This is a genomic window from Carnobacterium maltaromaticum DSM 20342, from assembly GCF_000744945.1.
GTDB lineage: Bacteria > Bacillota > Bacilli > Lactobacillales > Carnobacteriaceae > Carnobacterium > Carnobacterium maltaromaticum.
In genome coordinates this window covers 2463388-2481068 of the sequence record NZ_JQMX01000001.1, presented here as the reverse complement: position 1 = coordinate 2481068, position 17681 = coordinate 2463388, and the positions used below count along the sequence as shown (strand labels likewise).

The window sequence follows — 17681 nt, the reverse complement described above, 5'->3', positions numbered from 1 at the left end:
AGCCTCCTTTCTATTTTGCTTTTTGAGCTTCTTGTGGACTTTCGTTAAATTGGGCTTCTCCACCATCCCCTGATTTAAATACAGTACCACCTTCTTTAGTTTCTGTGACTGCACCCTTGCCATTCGTTACTGTTGCTCCCATGTTCTCAGCTTCTGAGTCTTTTTTACTGCCACCACATCCTGCTAATAAACTTGTCATACCCACTACTAAAATTAAACTTGCTAGTATATTTTTTTTCATACTTTATTCCCACCCATTCATTTATTTGTAAACCTAGTGTAACAAGGTAATCTGCAGTCTATATGTAGCTAATGTGGAGAGTATCTGGAGTTTAAATATCTATGTTGATTACAACAAAAAACACCCTCCTATTTCAGAGGGTGTTTAGTCAACCTTTAGATTTTATAGCTAAATACAAGCGATTCGATTTTATATTCTTCACTGTCTTTTTTAATCGTTTGAATCAAATCTTTACGACCATTCAATTCACAAAGTGCGACGGCTAAATAAAAAATATGCACAGCATCTTCTATTTTGCCTTGTTTACAAAGATTAATCCCCTTTTCATACAGTAAAAGCTCCAATCCATGAATACTGCCGTCTTCTTTTTGCAATTTAATTCCAGCTGAACACAGTTCAATCGCTTTAGTATAGTTTTTGACTGCAGAATAATATTTGGCTGAATTGTAATAAATCTTAATACTTTCTGCAATATCAGAAAATTGAACGTCCGATTTTCTAATTTCTTCTAATTGAGCTAAAGATTTTTCAAAATAATACTTTGACTTATCTAATTCATTCGCCATAAAGTAGGCGACTGCAATTCCGTTGGTCGTCAATGAATCCAGAATATCTACGTTTTTATTTGTACTTGCTTGCATACTTAAGTTAAAGTGATAGTGAGCATCAGAAAAATTTTTGTCCCCCATCAAACTCGCCATTCCCATATAATAATTATATTCTTTGACATCAATAGATTCTGTTAAGTCTTTTACCTTAATTTTTTTAAGCAATAAATCCTTAGCTTCTTTGTATTTTAATTTTTTAAAAAGTTCTTTGACTTGATAAAATAATTCGCGATGTCCATTTTCTGAAACTGGGAGATACTCTGATAGATCAGAAAAATCAATTTTTAAGCGCTCTCCGATTGCTAATAATGTCCGCACCGCCGGGACGCTATTATTATTTTCTAGATTACTAACTGTTGCTTGTGTACAAATACCATTAGCTAATTCTTTTTGTGTCATTCTTTTAGCTTTGCGTGCCTCTTTTACAACATCCCCTATTTGTTTTTGCATATACTTACTCCACCCTTTCTTTCTATACTTTTTAATTATATCTTTATCCTATTGTAACTGACACGCCATTATTAAGATAGTTATAATAGCTGTTTTCGTAAAATATTAAGTAAATATTTTTAAAATCGTACAAATTAACAATTTATTACTATGATTAGAAAATAACCATTATAGATTGAAACTATACATATTTTTATTACTTGCACTTAATTTTAATTTCCGTTACTATAGAACTTAACCAATTGAGAATACTTCTCAATTATCTGTTTGGATTGACTATTTTTTATTTAGGTCCGTTCCAATATACTACTATTAAGGAGTGTTTAATCATGAAACAATCTATTTCCGATACGATTATATCTCGTCGCACCTCAAAAACGAGCTTAGATACACCCATTTCTCCCGAAGAAATTTTTACTTTGCTAGAAAAAGCTAGCTACGCACCATACCATGGTAAGAACGAACCTTGGGTAGCAAAAATTGTCACAACTGAAGCTGAAAAAAAATGGTTATATGAGCGAATTATTGCTAGCTATGAACGCAATCAGGTTATTATTGATGAGCAAACACGGGAACGAATGACTACCAAAATGACACGTTTAATTCTAGGAGCACCTGCAACAATTTTATTTGCTCGTGAGATATTTGTGGATAATCCTAGGAAAAACTATGATTCAATTGAAGCCACTTCTGCTTTGATTCAAAACTTTTCACTCCTTGCTTGGGAGCAGGATCTAGTTGGATTTTGGGCAACAAGTCCCTTCATTTTAGATTCTACCCTCTCAAATGAACTTGGTTTCCCTAGTAATTATGAACTAATTGCGAATTATCGATTAGGACATCGTGATTTAGAACAACCTTTACGAATAGCAACTAGGCAACCTATCGAAAACTGGGCTAGCTCTTTATTATAACCGCTAAATTTAAGCCTTAAGATATCTTGAAGACACATATTCCAGCGAATATGTGTCTTTTTATAAAAAAATTCTATTTTAGTGAAAAAATAGCGACTATACCACTAATTTAAAATTTATTTTTTATCTTTTTAAAGAAAACGCTTGCATTAAGTTTCATCAACTGGTATTATGAATTCATCAGATAGGATTGTTACCAATTCTGGGCAAAACCTAAGCTGATTTGAAACGCAGGGATTCCTGTCGACTTCAAATCAGTTTAGGTTTTTTTTGTTCAAAATAGTGAACACCTAAAAAATGGAGGTAGGAAAAAATGGCTAAGTACACTGATTTAGCAACAGATATTCTTGATAAAATTGGCGGGAAAGAAAACGTCAAAAGTGTTTTCCATTGTGTGACTCGTTTACGTTTCAAATTGAAAGATGAAAGCATTGCTAAAACCGAAGAAATTAAGAAAATGGACGGCGTTGTAACCGTTATGCAAAGTGGCGGTCAATATCAAGTCGTTATCGGCACACATGTACCTGAAGTTTTTGCAGAAGTTTTAAAAGTCGGCGGCTTATCAACTGATGATAGTATGGATACATCAGATGCCGATGACGGACCAAAAGGTAGTTTGTTCGATCGTTTTATCGATATGATTTCAGGAATTTTCACACCAATCTTAGGTGTTTTATCTGCAACAGGTATGATTAAAGGTTTTGTGGCTTTATTTGTAGCCTTAAAATGGCTAGATAGTACGTCCGGCACTTATATTATTTTACAAGCAACTGGTGATGCATTGTTCTATTCTCTACCTGTCTTTCTTGGGTATACTGCAAGTAAGAAATTTGGTGGGAATCCATTTATTGGAATGAGTATTGGGGTATCAATGTTATATCCTGCTATTGCTGCTGTTATGGGAGCAGATATGCCGGTACTTTACACATTGTTCCAAGGAACATTGCTTGAATCTCCAATTAAAATTACTTTCTTAGGAATTCCAGTAATTATGATGAGCTATGCTTCATCTGTTATTCCAATTATCCTTGCTGTTTTTGTTTCAAGTAAAGTCGAAAAATTCTTTACTAAAGTCATTCCAAGTGTTGTTCGTAATTTCTTAGTTCCATTTTGTACTTTACTAGTTATTGTGCCTTTAACTTTCTTAGTTATTGGACCAATTGCTACATGGGCAGGTATGCTATTAGGAGCTGCAACTGGTGCCATTTATGACTTAAGTCCAGTTGTTGCTGGTTTATTACTTGGTGGTTTCTGGCAAGTATTTGTTATTTTCGGATTACATTGGGGTCTAGTTCCAATTGCTATGAACAACATTGCTTCTGGTAATGGCGATCCAATTCTAGCAATGACTCTTGCTGCATCATTTGCTCAAATCGGTGCTGTTTTAGCGGTTTGGATGAAAACTAAAAATCAAAAACTTAAAACGTTGGCTATTCCAGCCTTTATCTCAGGTATCTTTGGAGTAACTGAACCTGCAATCTATGGTGTGACTTTACCACTGAAAAAACCATTCTACGCAAGTTGTGCAGCAGCTGCTATCGGTGGTGGTATTCTAGGATTCTTCAATACTACTGGCTATATTATGGGTGGTTTAGGTATCTTCGCTTTCCCAAGTTATATCAACCCAGCTGGTCTTGATATGGGTCTATGGGGCGCAGTTATCGCCTGTGTTGTCGGCATGATTCTAGGTTTTGTCTTTACCTATGTTCTTGGTTTTAAAGACGAAGAGTTTGCATAAGAAAACATTATCTGAAGGCTGAGATTTTTCTCTCAGCCTTCTATTAAATGAATAAGAGAGGGGTATTTATCGATGAGTATCAAAACACAATTTCCAGCGGATTTTTTATGGGGTGGCGCTACTGCAGCAAACCAATTAGAGGGAGCTTTTGATGTTGATGGGAAAGGTCTATCAACTTTTGATATGGTTACTTTTACACCAAAGGAAGAACGTACTGGTCCACTTTTATCTGATTATACGAAGGAACAAATTGAGGATGCTTTGGCTGGAAAAATGGGCGATAATTTTCCGAAACGCCGCGGTATTGATTTTTATCACCGTTATAAGGAGGATATTGCTCTCTTTGCTGAAATGGGTTTTAAGACGTTCCGTTTATCAATTTCTTGGCCACGTATTTTTCCTAATGGGGATGAAACGGAACCAAATGAAGCTGGTTTAGCTTTCTATGATAAAGTTTTTGATGAGTGTCTAAAATATAATATCGAGCCTTTAGTGACTCTTTCTCATTATGAAATGCCGTTACATTTGGCCACTGAATATGGTGGTTGGGCTAATCGAAAAGTGATTGATTTCTTTGTGCATTATGCTGAAACTGTTTTTAAACGCTATAAAGATAAAGTGAAATATTGGTTAACCTTTAATGAAATCAATGTGATGGCAATGAGTCCTTACATTGGCGGTGGGATTTTAGCTGGAACCTATGAAAATCATATGCAAGCAGCCTATCAAGGAACGCACCATCAATTTGTAGCGAGCGCTCGTGCCGTTAAAGCTGGACATGAGATTATCCCTGATTCAATGATTGGATGCATGTTGGCTCGGATGGAATCTTATGCTGAAACGTGTAATCCAGATGATGTGCAACGAGCTTTGGAAGAGGATCATGCAAACTTGTTCTATACGGATGTTCAAGTACGTGGCTACTATCCAAGCTATATGGATCGTTTTTTTGAAGAAAAGAATATCACTATTGAAATGGAACCAGGTGATGAAGAATTATTGTTGCTCCACACAGTTGATTTCCTTTCTTTCAGCTACTATATGTCTATGGTTCAAAGTGGTGATCCTACGAAGCAACAAGTTGTTGGAAACTTTATGAGCGGTCTGAAAAACCCATACTTGGAATCAAGTGACTGGGGCTGGCAAATTGACCCTAAAGGTTTACGTATTACGTTAAATAAAATGTATGATCGTTATCAAGTACCGCTATTTATTGTTGAAAATGGACTAGGGGCGTATGATACAGTTGAGGAAGATGGTAGTATCCATGATTCGTATCGTATTGATTATTTGCGCCAACATATTGAGCAAATGTCTGAAGCGATTAAAGACGGCGTCGATCTAATCGGCTATACACCTTGGGGATGTATTGACTTAATCAGCGCGAGTACGAATGAAATGTCTAAGCGTTATGGATTTATTTATGTAGATCAAGATGACTACGGCAACGGAACACTGGAACGTTCTCGTAAGGATTCATTTAATTGGTATAAACAAGTAATTGCTAGTAATGGGACAGATTTAGCTTAACAGTGAAAAAGCATTTTACTCATTTTTTGAGTAAGATGCTTTTTTGCTATCTTTTTATTCATCAACGATACTTTTAATCACTCTACATGGGTTTCCTGCAGCAACAACATTGGCAGGAATGTCCTTAGTAACAACACTTCCAGTTCCAATAATGCTATTATCACCAATCGTCACTCCTTGAGCTACTGATACGTCTCCACAAAGCCAGACCTTATTGCCAATTACGATGGGTTTTGAATAGACTTCTCCAGCTGCACGATCAATTGGGTTCTGAGCATGATTGGCTGCGTATAACCCCACCCTTGGCCCAAATAAGACATCATTTCCAATTGTAACTTGGTTACAGTCTAAAATAATTAAATCGTAATTGGCAAAAAAATTCTCACCTATCGAGATATTAAAGCCAAATTCACATCTAAAATTAGATTCTATCATACATTGTTGACCATGCTTGCCAAGAAGCTCTGTCAGGATACTTAGATCATAAGTACCTTCTAAGTTGACTTTATTATTATATTTCCGCGTTAATCCCTTAGCAACATCACGAGCCAAAACTGCTTCTGTAGAAAAATCGTCATATGGTTTCCCTGAATTAACTTGTTCTTGTAAACTCATTCCCTTCTCCCCCTTAACATTTATTTAAAATAGTCGTCAGTAGCTAAATTAGTCATACAAAAAAACTTGATTGGTTTACCTAAAAAATAGGTGCCAATCAAGTTTTGATTCATTCACTTAATTATTTAGCAACTTCAACTGTTCCAGTTACTTTACCTGTATCTAATTTAGCAGAATCTTTCAATTCTTGCGTATCAAAAGTTACATTTCCTTCAACTGTAGAGTCAGCTAATTCAAAACCTTCTGCAGAAACTTGTACATCACCAACAATTGTTCCGTTTTGGATTTTAAAGTTTGGTGATTCAACAATCATTTTTGGTACAGTTAATTTGAATTCGCCTGTTACTTTTTTATCTGCATCTTGTGTGTATAAAGCTAATTTACGGTAAACATCACTTGATTTGTCATTTTTATCGTAAAAAGTTCCTGATACAACTAAATCTTCTGTTAACTTAGCATCGCCAGTTAATGCAAAAATCCAGTTACCATCTGGTCCTAAACCATGGATGATATCCTCAGGTTTATCACTAATTGATGCTCCTGTTACAACTTCTTCAGAACTAGCTGATGAAGCTGCTTTTGAAGATGAATCTTTTGAATCTTTCGAACCATTTCCACAAGCTGCAACTCCAATTGATAACAATAAAACTGAAGCAATAAATGCTATTTTTTTCATTTTCATAACTATAACCCTCCATTACTAATTTTAATTTGTCAGTTAGTTTGATTTAAGGTTATTTAAATCCGTTAATCAACTCACAAACTTTAACTATAGTATAACATAAAACTTTATTTTACTGATAGTGATATGGTAAAAATAAAACGATTTCTCTAAGCAACTATTGATCTAAAAATTCCTAACTGGCTCTGAATTTGAAATGGATTTTAGAGTTACGGTATAATTTTTTCAATTGGAGTATCTCGTTATTTATAAATACTAGTCTCAATTTAAGTATATCATGTGTAATTAGTAACAATAAACCTTGATAATTCAATACTTTTAATGATTGACAACACTCTTTTAACTAGCTATACTTATTTTTAAGTTCCTTTAATTGAGAATCGCTCTCAATTAATACAATTACTTACTTGCAACAGCAAAATGAAGAGGAGGAATAGACTATGTTTATTGTTACAAATACAATTAAAATAGAAAAAGAGCATGTAGATCAAGTTGTTACACGCTTTAATGGTGGACATGCACAAGCTAGTATCGCTGGAATTGAAGGTTTTTTAGGATTTGAATTGTGGCGCAAAAAAGATACTCATCCTGATTATTCAGAGATTGTCGTAACAAGTCGTTGGGATAATGAAGCGAATCAAAAAGCTTGGCTAAAAACAGATGGCTTTAAAAAAGCTCATGGTAGAACGGCTGATACCCGTGAACAACATGCCCATAGAACCGGAATTATTTCAAATGAAATTGCTGAATTCGAAACAGTTTTAAGTCAAGAACCTGTTTTAGAAGGTTAATTATAACAACCAAAAAAGCTAACTCAAAGGATGTGTATTTACCATCTTTTGAGTTAGCTTTTTGATTTATTCTTTATATCTCCCTAACACTTTACTGCTTCTAACTTACTGACTAGATTTAATCATTTTCTTTGTGTTTTACTCTCTTTTTTTGTGCTTCTTTTTTCTTTTTCAGTTCTCTTTTTTTACGCAACTGAGCTTTACGTTGCGCTTCTTTCTTCTTATCTATATGACGTTTAATCAGATAGATGATCACAATTAATAGCAGTAAAATCCCACCAGCAATAGCAAAATAAATCCAGATTGGTGTTTTTTCGACTTCAAGATCAATGGCTTTTTCATTTAAGTCTTTTGCATCTTTTGCCGTAATTGTAAACTCTTCATCCCAATTCCATGTTTTATTGTCATAATCTTTGGCAATTGCAGTAACTTTCGCACGATATGTCCCTGCTTCAAACTCTTTATTATTCCAGTTTACGCCATAATTAAAATTTGAATTAGGCGCCATCTTTAAATTTTCATTTTTTGATTCAACAAAAACTTCGTTACTGCCTTTTTTATAAATCTTAGCTTCAACAGTTAAATCACGGATAAATACGGGTTCTTTATTTTGTAAATTGATGCCTAAATAATTGCGATAATTGACTTGTTTTGGCTGAATTAATTTTTTATCTAAAACTAAATCTGGTTGCACATCAGAAATATCTTCACGAGTGCGTAATTGGATTCCAACAACATACACATATTTATTTTTTATTTGTACACCTGAATCATCGTTTTTTTCTGCATCTTCATTATCTTTGGCTGATAAATAGACTCCACCAGCAATAATGCCTTTAATTTCCGTTTCAGGCATTTTAATTTTAATCTTCATTGTTTTCTTGGAGTTAGCTGGAATCACTTGCTCCTTTTCAAATGTTGCAATACTTGAAAGAGGATGCTTTAGCGTTTTATCATACTTAGGTTTTGCTTGGCTATAGTCTACAACGCCATTGTCATTCGTAATAGCTGAATTTACAGATGATTCCATAGTAATAGCTTCATCTGAGCTATTCGTCAAAACAACCTCGAGTTCTTGTTCCTCACCTGGTGTCATTAATAAATCAAAATACGTTTTATTCTTATCAATTTGATTGTCAGGTATTACAGCAGATATCGCGACATTGGATGGATTTTCCTCTGCAGATACACGCATCGAAAAACTCATGAATAATAACCCAATACTCATTACAAACAGTGCCATTTTTTTAGTGATTTTCATTATGATTCTTCCACCTTTCTAATTAATAAAATAACAAAATTATTCTCAACTTAAATACATCATACTCTATAAATCGTATTTTGGATAATTTAACACATCTATACTCATTCTTTAGACAAAAAAAGCACATCATCATCGAAATGACAGTGTGCTTGTTGTTTCTTGATTAAAAAATTCCACCACGAACATTGAATGTTTTTTTGAAATACATTTTCCCTGCAAAAGCTACGGCTGCTACAATTAAGTAGCCGATTGGTGGCAAGATAATGTTGATTGAAGCTGGTAAAAAGGCCATTGAGAAGGTCATAATTAATAACCAAGCCATCATCGCCGCTCCGACAACTAAGATATAGCGGAAAATTCCACCTTTTTTCTTGTTGCTACCATCACGATTAGGTGTGTTTTTAGCAATTAGTAGGACTACTAAACCACCACCAACAAAGTTTAGTGCAAGAGTGGCAATTCCCATCTCACTTCCACCTTGGCTCTTTCCAATTAAACCAGTTGCCCCCATAACTAAGGACATTAAAGCTACCATCATTAACCCACCGTCAACAAAAATCATCCAATCTTTAGAAGGTGCATTAGCTTCAGCTTTTCTAGGTCCATCTAAAACTTTACCAATTTGTTCAGATACCGTTCCATATAATTGGCGCGCTGTCTGACCTGTTTTTTGGCCCTCAACTAAAACTGGTAACATCTCGCTATAGATTTCGCGCTTACGATCTTCGGTTAGATTAGCCGCATCTAAAGCTTTATCTAGGCTCATCATATATTGTTCGTTACGCTTCGTTAACTTTCGGTACAACTCTTCATTTTGGATTTCTACATTCTTTTGTGTATCTTGTTCCACGTAGTAAGGCCCCTTTCAACATGCGTTAAAGCTGCATTTGGCAAAATTTAAACTGATGAGTAGCTGAGACCATTTTTTGATTTCCGCCATTCATTTTATTACTATATTATACATTAAAGCGGAATAACATAACATCCCCATCTTGCACAATATATTCTTTACCTTCTAAACGAACACGCCCTGCTTCTTTTGCTGCTGCCATATTCTCATATTTATCTAAGTCAGCAAAAGAGACTGTTTCAGCACGGATAAAGCCATGTTCAAAGTCAGAATGGATAATTCCAGCTGCTTGTGGTGCTTTGATGCCTTTAACGAATGTCCATGCTCTAACTTCTTGTACTCCAGCTGTAAAGTATGTTGCTAGCCCTAATAAGTCATAAGCTGAACGAATTAATTGATCCAAACCGGATTCTTTAATTCCTAACTCAGTTAAAAATTCAGCTTTTTCATCATCATCTAATTCTGCAATTTCTTCTTCAATACGAGCACAAATAACATTTACTCCTGAATTTTCAGTTGCTGCAAATTCACGAACTTGTTTCACGTATTCATTTTCTTCTGCATCTCCAATTTCATCTTCTGAAACATTGGCTACATATAAAACGGGTTTAATGGTTAATAAAAATAAACTTTTAACAATTTTAGCTTCTTCTTCATTAAACTCAATCGTACGTGCAGATTTACCTTCTTCTAAAACAGGTTTAATTTTTTCTAAAACTGCAAATTCTGCTAATGCATCCTTGTCTTTCGTACGAGCTAATTTTCCAACTCGTGCATGACGTTTTTCAACAGACTCTAAATCGGCTAAAACCAATTCTAAATTAATGGTTTCAATATCGGCAATCGGGTCAATTCGTCCATCAACGTGAGTGATATTTTCGTCATCAAAACAACGAACAACATGACAAATTGCATCTACTTGGCGAATATGACTTAAGAATTTATTTCCTAATCCTTCACCTTTACTGGCGCCTTTTACGATCCCAGCAATATCTGTAAATTCAAACGTTGTTGGAACAGTTTTCTTTGGTGTTACTAATTCTGTTAAACGGGCTAAACGGTAATCTGGAACTTCTACCATGCCCACATTTGGATCAATTGTTGCAAAAGGATAGTTTGCTGCTTCTACCCCTGCCTTTGTAATTGCGTTAAAAAGGGTTGATTTCCCTACGTTTGGTAATCCTACAATTCCTGCTGTTAATGCCATATCTAATTCACACGATCCTTTTCTAAGTTCTTTTATTTTGTGTCTGCTGTTTGTAATACTTTTTTCATTTTCTTTTCAAATTCTCTTCTAGGCATTAGAACCATATGACCACATTTCTCACATTTGATTCGAATATCCATCCCCATTCGAATGATTAGCCAACGATTTGTGCCACATGGATGTGGCTTCTTCATCTCAACGCTATCGTTCAATTGATACATCTTCATCACACCCACTCATTCTAAATTCAAGCTTTATTCTTCATCATCAAATTGAATTTCTAGAATATCTAAAATTCTAGTTAAGTCATCTGTTGATAAATACTCAATTTCAATTTTACCTTTATTGCCTTTGTCACTAATTTGAACAGCTGTACCAAATTTATCCATCAAGCGATCTTCACTTTCACGGATATAGTAAGGTTTTTTCTCTGCTTTATTAGACTTTTGTTCGACTTCTTTAGGCTGATTTAACTGGTTAACTAATTGTTCCAATTGTCTAACCGTTAAATTATCACGAACAACTTTATTGGCAATTTTAATAATCATGCGCTTATCTTTCAAGCCCAGTAAAGTTCTGGCTTGTCCCATTGAAATCTCATCGCTTTGGAGCATTTTTTTGACAGACTCTGGCAAACCTAATAAACGCAAATAGTTCGCAATGTAAGGACGACTTTTTCCTAAACGTTTGGCAACTTCTTCTTGAGTTAACTTTAATTTTTTCATCAGCATATCGTATGCTTCAGCTTCCTCAAGTGAGGTCAAATCTTCACGTTGCAAGTTTTCTAGAACCGCAACCTCCATCATTCTCTCTTCATCAAACGCACGAATGATTGCAGGAACTGTCGCTTTCCCAGCTAACTTAGATGCTCTAAAACGACGTTCGCCAGCAATGATTTCATAGCCTTTTATCGTTGATTCACGAACAATAATCGGCTGAAAAACGCCTGATTGTCGAATCGAGTCAGCAAGTTCATTTAAGGCTTCTTCATCAAATGTTTTACGTGGCTGATATGGATTCGGGCGAATTTCTTCTAGTGGAATTTCTTTGACCATTTCATTGGTTACATCAATCTCATCGAGTTCAGAATAATCGCCAAAAAGCGCATCAATACCCCTACCTAAACCTTTACTATTTTTATTCGCCATGTGCTAACACTTCCTTTGCTAACTCTAAATAAACTTCGGAGCCTCTTGAACGTGCATCGTAATCAATAATAGATAAGCCGTGACTTGGTGCTTCTGATAAACGAATATTTCGCGGAATAATTGTTTTATAAACACGCTCGCGGAAATATTTTTTGACTTCATCAACAACTTCATACCCTAAGTTCGTACGGGCATCTAGCATAGTTAGTAAAACTCCCTCAATTTTCAAATCAGGATTAAAATGTTTTTGAACCAGTCGAACAGTATTTAATAACTGGCTAAGCCCTTCTAACGCATAGTATTCACATTGGACTGGGATTAAAATTGAATCACTAGCTGTAAAAGCATTAATCGTTAAATGGCCTAGGGAAGGAGGACAATCAATCAAGATATAATCATAGTCATCACTGACTTTGGCTAAAGCTTGTTTCAATCGAGATTCACGAGCCATTTGCGTTGTTAATTCAATTTCAGCACCTGCCAATTGAATCGTCGCTGGGACAATCCATAAGTTCTCCCGAGATGTTTCAAGTACAACTTCATCAACTGGAGTTTCATTGACTAGAATATCATAGATATCTTTTTCAACATCTGCTTTGCGCACTCCTAAACCACTAGTAGCATTTCCTTGGGCATCAATATCAACAAGTAGTATTTTTTTACCGTAATAGGCTAAACATGCACCTAAATTAACTGTAGTAGTGGTTTTTCCAACGCCACCTTTTTGGTTTGCAACTGATATAATTCGTGCCATTGTTTTTCCTCCAATTTATTGAGAAGTCGTGATTGTTAAATCAGACTAACTATTTAATGGTCCTGCGTTATATGATAAAAATACGTAGGAGAATAGGCCGCAGATGCGTGCTTATTCTCCTACGCATCTTTCAAAATGAAGAAATTCATTTATCGCTCATTATTTGTCATTGGTTTTACTTTTTGGAATTTCAATCGTAATCCGATAGACATCCTCTAAATCTTCTTCTTCGGTCTTCATATCAATCCCTGTATCTGTTACCATAGTGATTGATTTTTTAATTGTATTCAACGCTAAACGAACATCTTTCGAGATTCCTTTTTTGCGCTTTTTTTTCTTAGGCTGTTCAGGTCCCGCTTTTTCAGCAATGATTTTTTTAACCAACTCTTCTGTTTCTTTAACGGTTAACTTTTCAGAAATAATTGTTTTAACTACAATTCCCTGGTTTTCTTCATCTAATGCTAATAAACTTCGACCATGACGTTCAGAAATTTCTTGCGTTAACAAGGCCTGTTGAGCTGGAGTAGAAAGCTTCAATAAACGTAATTTATTCGCTACAAAAGATTGACTTTTCCCAATTCTCTGAGCTAATGCTTCCTGAGTAATCCCATTTAACTCAAGCAATCCTTGATACGCTTTGGCTTCTTCAATAGAAGTCAGTTCTTCCCGCTGTAAATTTTCAATCAACGCTACTGATGCGGTTTCGGTATCCGTCATCTCTTGGACAATTGCTGGAACTTCTGTCCATTCCAAAAGCATCATCGCTCTAAAACGACGTTCACCAGCAATGATTTCATATTCATTAGGTGCATACTCCCGAATAACAATTGGTTGAATTAACCCATGAATATGGATGGTCCGAGCAAGTTCATTTAACTTCTCTTCGTTAAAAATCTTACGTGGTTGGAATCGATTGGGAATAATTTGTTTCGCTTCAATTCGTTGAATCGTTTGATGCGCCTCTTCGTTTACAATAGTATCATTGACTACTTCCGGCACAACTTTATCAAGTTTTTCTTCAGTTTTCTTTTTTGATTTTCCTGAACCAAATAAATCAGACAAAGCCATCTTTTTCTCTCCTTCAGTCATCTATTCCAATAATACTATTGTAACAAATTTTTTTCGTTTGTAATAGTCGTTGTAACTGTCAAATTGATTATAAGGGTTTACGATTAGGTGTTCCTGGTTTTCTTGGATAAGTTTTTGGTGTTTCTTTCTTCTTATCAATTAAAATAATATGACGTTCTCCAGCTTCACGAGGCAATTGACAGACAATGTCTTCTCGAACTTTACCGCCTAATAAACGAATAGCACGGTCGCCTTCCTTCATTTCTTCATCACTATTGCTCGCTTTTAACGCGATAAAAAGCCCACCTTTTTTGACTAAAGGTAAACATAATTCCGTCAGAACACTCATTTTCGCCACTGCACGAGCTGTCACAAAATCAAAGCTTTCACGAAACTGCTTGTTTTGACCAAATGTTTCAGCACGATCATGATAAAAATGAACATCTTCTAATTCTAATTCATTTGCTAACGTATTTAAAAATTGGATACGTTTATTTAATGAATCAACAATTGTCACCGATAAACTCGGAAAGACAATTTTTAGGGGGATGCTTGGAAAACCAGCACCAGCACCTACATCACATAAGCTTTGGACCCCTGTTTTAAAATCCACATATAAGCCAGCTAAGATTGAGTCATAGAAATGCTTTAAATACACTTCTTCCTCTTCCGTTATGGCAGTTAAATTAATTTTTTCGTTCCACTCTTGTAATAACTTCAAGTACTGATCGAATTGATGCATTTGTTTATCAGTTAATGGAATTCCCTTTTCAAGAAGGGCTTCCTTAAATTCTTCTGGATTCACGAATTCACGCTCCTTTTTGATAACGTGAAACACACTTTTGTTTCACAACTCTATCTTTCTAACTTTAATACAAATACCTGTGAAGTGCAATGATTATTTCAACTTTTTTTTAATTACTTGCTATTTTTGAACATATAATGAAGGAATTAGTTTATTTTTTGTAAAAATCACTGTATTTCAATTTTTATTTCTTTGATATTCAGCAAATAAAGGCACACAGGATCCTCATCCTTTGCGCCTTTATTTGCTACAACATGTATTTAGTAAAAAGTTCATCCAATAATGCATAGCTTAGCATTGACGGCTGATCTTTTTCTGCTTTTAAAATCACTTCTAATTGTGTCAATTGCTCTTCAATAAATTGATTTAAAATAGGATTTTGGTTTTCTAAATCGAGCTCATCCCCACGTTTTTTCCGAATCAAAAGGGCTTCGACCTCTGCAATTAATTCTGAGTCCAAATCTGGCAACGTCAATAACTGATTAAAAAGAACAGGAGGTGCTTCTTGATATTTTTCTAACCATAAACAAGCTAAAACTGGTCGCAATACATAAAAATATTTTTTGATTTTCACATGCTCCCCTTGCAAATAATCACGAAAGTTGCCACGAGCCATATGGTAGTAATGATACATTAATTGTTTTTGTGAGACGTGGGTTTGAGCTAACGTTCTTAACTGGCTCGCTAAATCACCCGTTTCTAGATAAATAATTGATGAATTTAGCCACTCGATTAAAGATGGATTGCTTTTTCGTAACAATTTTAAAGCTTTCTGTAAATCCCAGCCACTGATATCTAATTCATCATCAATAGGGTATTCAATCACATCACGTTTCGGAGCTATTGATAAATACCATTCTTTTGTATGAACATAAATAAAACGGACATCATAATCACTATCCTCAGATGGAAACCCCCAGGCACGGCTACCAGATTCAACTGCATATAGAATCTTTATATCATGCTCTTTTTCAATCAAGGCTAACGATTTTTTTATTTTCGCTTTCATTTTAGTATCCATATTATTTCCCTTTCTTCATTCATTTTAATACTAAGTATTTATTCAGCAAGCATTCGTACAAATTACCATGCCTAGCCAGCTGAATAAGTTCTATTTAAGTATAACGCATATGATTTAACTATTCAATTTTATAAATCGATTGATGGCTCATTTTTCTCACTGAATGATAGTATTAACAACACGCTACTTAGCAACACCATTATCAAAAACGGGGCAATTGTGCTACCAGTTGTATCCTTTACTGCTCCCATTAAAACAGGCATAAATCCGCCTAATATATAGCCAAATGACTGAATCATACTGGTCCATAAGCTGGTTTCCTCGGCTGTTTTTGTGTTTCTAATAGGCAATAAGACAGCAATTGGAAATAAACCTCCTAGTCCGATAGCTGCTAAAATAATTCCAAGTACGAAAAAAACAACACTAGGAGCAAGAGCAATCATACCGGCACCAATAAATACTAGCCCACTTGAAAAAAACATCCACTGCTTCATTTTACCAAATTGATCCATTAAAGTTGGAATAATGAAACTACAAAGCATCTGAATAACTGTATACAACGTTAAAAAATAACCTGATTGTAAGGTTGTTGCTCCTTTTTCTAACGCTGTTAGGGCCAACCAAGTCGTCATTCCATAAAAAATTCCAGACTGGATTCCAAAAAACAGTGTGTATTTCCACGCTTTTTTATTTTTTAACGGTAAAGAAAAAGACGTTGATTTTGCTGATTTACGTTGACTCTCGACTGGAGAAAACATTTGCCAAATCAAGGCAGCTATAAGTGCAAAAACACCCCACAAAGCGAGAGATATTCCCCAATTCCCTTTAAAATGTTCAGTTAGTGGCAAAACTAAACCTGAACTAAGAGAAGCACCTAAGCCCATACTTAATGAATAAACACCAATCATTAAACCTGACCTAAAGGGAAAATTACTTTTAATAAAACCCGATAACAACGGGCCGATAATGGCAATTCCAAAACCAATCATAAATGCAGTAATTAAAAAAAGATTGTAACTTGTTACAAAAAATCGAGCTAATGTTCCTAGTCCCAAAATAAGTAAACTAAAAAAAATCGTTCGACGTCGTCCCAAAGTTCTTTGAAAATAAGGGACGGTCAATGCAAAAACACCCATACAAATGACAGGAATACTTGTAATTAAGCTACTTTGAAAATTAGAAATACCTAGATCCTTTTTAATTAATTCTAATAGCGCCGGTACTGAGGAAATTCCTACCCTCAAATTAAACGCCACAACAAAAATCAAGCCAACTAATCGTCTCTCATTTTTTTGCATAACGAACTAACTCCCTCTGATTATTCTCTAAAGTTGCAGCCACTACAGTTGCTTCATCCTGTTCTACTAAAGCTTGAAAGATCACTTGGTGTAACTCGGTATTATCTGAATAGTTGTCTGTTCGTAAGACAAATGAACTTAACGTTTGTTTCAAATCAGGTAAGATTTCTTGATACCACCGAATTAAAAATGGGTTGCGACTCGCTTTTACAATTAACCAATGGAAATTTAAATCAGCTTCAACATAATGCGCAAATCGGCCTTTTTCTAGCGCTTCATTTCGCTCAAATAAGACTTCTTTTAATTCCATTAGTTCTTCTGTAGTGAACCTTGATGTGGCTAGTTTACCCGATTGAACTTCTAACATTTCACGAATTTCCAATAATTGTTCCGTTGAATAGGTGGCAACGCGATGTTGATTGACGTATGTCCCTGAACCTTGTTTCACAGTTAAAACCCCTGCATGTTCTAAAATCTTAACCGCTTCTCGTAAGGTTGAACGTCCGACACCACACTCTTCTGCTAGCACTTTTTCAACAGGCAACTTATCGCCTACTTGGTAAGTTCCTTCTCCTAAAAGATTTTCTAACTTCTGAATTGTTTGATTGACTAGATTTCTATTACTCATACTATCCTCACCTTTCAAATCATCTGATGATTACAAAATCATCATATCACTTCTACAAATACGATGCAA

Annotated in this window: 19 protein-coding genes; 4 read left to right on the top strand and 15 right to left on the bottom strand. The window is 35.1% G+C overall.

Annotated elements, in window-relative coordinates:
• Window positions 1–10 precede the first annotated feature (10 nt).
• Window positions 11–241 carry a hypothetical protein gene (locus BR77_RS11475; RefSeq protein WP_015077820.1) on the bottom strand — a complete coding sequence of 77 codons (231 nt, stop codon included), beginning with the start codon at window positions 239–241 and terminating at the stop codon, window positions 11–13.
• Between the two features lie 155 nt (window positions 242–396).
• Window positions 397–1299 carry a helix-turn-helix domain-containing protein gene (locus tag BR77_RS11470; RefSeq protein WP_015077821.1) on the bottom strand — a complete coding sequence of 301 codons (903 nt, stop codon included), beginning with the start codon at window positions 1297–1299 and terminating at the stop codon, window positions 397–399.
• A 329-nt stretch (window positions 1300–1628) separates the two neighbouring features.
• Between BR77_RS11470 and BR77_RS11465 the strand changes: the two genes are divergently transcribed.
• From BR77_RS11465 to BR77_RS11455, 3 genes are all read left to right on the top strand, one after another.
• Window positions 1629–2213, top strand: a complete 585-nt coding sequence (locus tag BR77_RS11465) for a nitroreductase family protein (RefSeq protein WP_015077822.1) — start codon at window positions 1629–1631, stop codon at window positions 2211–2213.
• 313 nt (window positions 2214–2526) lie between these two features.
• On the top strand, window positions 2527–3951 hold the full coding sequence (locus tag BR77_RS11460) for a PTS transporter subunit EIIC (RefSeq protein WP_010051896.1): 1425 nt from the start codon (window positions 2527–2529) through the stop codon (window positions 3949–3951).
• A gap of 72 nt (window positions 3952–4023) precedes the next feature.
• The gene (locus BR77_RS11455) at window positions 4024–5481 is read left to right on the top strand and encodes a glycoside hydrolase family 1 protein (protein WP_015077823.1); all 1458 of its coding nucleotides are present in this window, start codon (window positions 4024–4026) and stop codon (window positions 5479–5481) included.
• Between the two features lie 54 nt (window positions 5482–5535).
• Here BR77_RS11455 and BR77_RS11450 read toward each other — a convergent pair whose 3' ends face one another.
• The gene (locus tag BR77_RS11450) at window positions 5536–6096 is read right to left on the bottom strand and encodes a sugar O-acetyltransferase (protein ID WP_015077824.1); all 561 of its coding nucleotides are present in this window, start codon (window positions 6094–6096) and stop codon (window positions 5536–5538) included.
• 121 nt (window positions 6097–6217) lie between these two features.
• Complete coding sequence (locus BR77_RS11445; RefSeq protein ID WP_010051891.1) at window positions 6218–6778, bottom strand: hypothetical protein; 561 nt, start codon at window positions 6776–6778, stop codon at window positions 6218–6220.
• Between the two features lie 440 nt (window positions 6779–7218).
• Between BR77_RS11445 and BR77_RS11440 the strand changes: the two genes are divergently transcribed.
• Window positions 7219–7569 (top strand): antibiotic biosynthesis monooxygenase, encoded by a 351-nt coding sequence (locus tag BR77_RS11440; RefSeq protein ID WP_010051889.1) that lies wholly within the window; start codon window positions 7219–7221, stop codon window positions 7567–7569.
• A 118-nt stretch (window positions 7570–7687) separates the two neighbouring features.
• On the opposite strand, the gene BR77_RS11435 is transcribed toward BR77_RS11440, so the two are convergent.
• The 11 genes from BR77_RS11435 to BR77_RS11385 form a co-directional block, all read right to left on the bottom strand.
• Window positions 7688–8830 (bottom strand): WxLIP family cell surface protein, encoded by a 1143-nt coding sequence (locus tag BR77_RS11435; protein ID WP_015077825.1) that lies wholly within the window; start codon window positions 8828–8830, stop codon window positions 7688–7690.
• 166 nt (window positions 8831–8996) lie between these two features.
• A complete protein-coding gene (locus BR77_RS11430; RefSeq protein WP_015077826.1) occupies window positions 8997–9683 on the bottom strand; it encodes a DUF1129 domain-containing protein in 687 nt (228 codons plus the stop codon).
• Window positions 9684–9789: 106 nt separating this feature from the next.
• Window positions 9790–10890 carry a redox-regulated ATPase YchF gene (gene ychF, locus BR77_RS11425; RefSeq protein WP_010051886.1) on the bottom strand — a complete coding sequence of 367 codons (1101 nt, stop codon included), beginning with the start codon at window positions 10888–10890 and terminating at the stop codon, window positions 9790–9792.
• A gap of 32 nt (window positions 10891–10922) precedes the next feature.
• On the bottom strand, window positions 10923–11111 hold the full coding sequence (locus BR77_RS11420; RefSeq protein ID WP_010051885.1) for a DUF951 domain-containing protein: 189 nt from the start codon (window positions 11109–11111) through the stop codon (window positions 10923–10925).
• Window positions 11112–11144: 33 nt separating this feature from the next.
• Window positions 11145–12038 carry a ParB/RepB/Spo0J family partition protein gene (locus BR77_RS11415; RefSeq protein WP_015077828.1) on the bottom strand — a complete coding sequence of 298 codons (894 nt, stop codon included), beginning with the start codon at window positions 12036–12038 and terminating at the stop codon, window positions 11145–11147.
• Window positions 12028–12792 carry a ParA family protein gene (locus BR77_RS11410; RefSeq protein ID WP_010051883.1) on the bottom strand — a complete coding sequence of 255 codons (765 nt, stop codon included), beginning with the start codon at window positions 12790–12792 and terminating at the stop codon, window positions 12028–12030. The genes BR77_RS11415 and BR77_RS11410 overlap by 11 nt, the downstream gene beginning before the upstream one ends.
• 159 nt (window positions 12793–12951) lie before the next feature.
• Window positions 12952–13860 (bottom strand): nucleoid occlusion protein, encoded by a 909-nt coding sequence (noc, locus tag BR77_RS11405; protein WP_010051881.1) that lies wholly within the window; start codon window positions 13858–13860, stop codon window positions 12952–12954.
• Between the two features lie 88 nt (window positions 13861–13948).
• Window positions 13949–14665 (bottom strand): 16S rRNA (guanine(527)-N(7))-methyltransferase RsmG, encoded by a 717-nt coding sequence (gene rsmG / locus BR77_RS11400; RefSeq protein ID WP_010051880.1) that lies wholly within the window; start codon window positions 14663–14665, stop codon window positions 13949–13951.
• 247 nt (window positions 14666–14912) lie between these two features.
• A complete protein-coding gene (locus tag BR77_RS11395) occupies window positions 14913–15686 on the bottom strand; it encodes a nucleotidyltransferase domain-containing protein (RefSeq protein WP_015077831.1) in 774 nt (257 codons plus the stop codon).
• Window positions 15687–15814: 128 nt separating this feature from the next.
• A complete protein-coding gene (locus tag BR77_RS11390) occupies window positions 15815–16984 on the bottom strand; it encodes an MFS transporter (RefSeq protein ID WP_015077832.1) in 1170 nt (389 codons plus the stop codon).
• The gene (locus BR77_RS11385; RefSeq protein ID WP_010051877.1) at window positions 16971–17612 is read right to left on the bottom strand and encodes a FadR/GntR family transcriptional regulator; all 642 of its coding nucleotides are present in this window, start codon (window positions 17610–17612) and stop codon (window positions 16971–16973) included. The genes BR77_RS11390 and BR77_RS11385 overlap by 14 nt, the downstream gene beginning before the upstream one ends.
• Window positions 17613–17681: the final 69 nt, after the last annotated feature.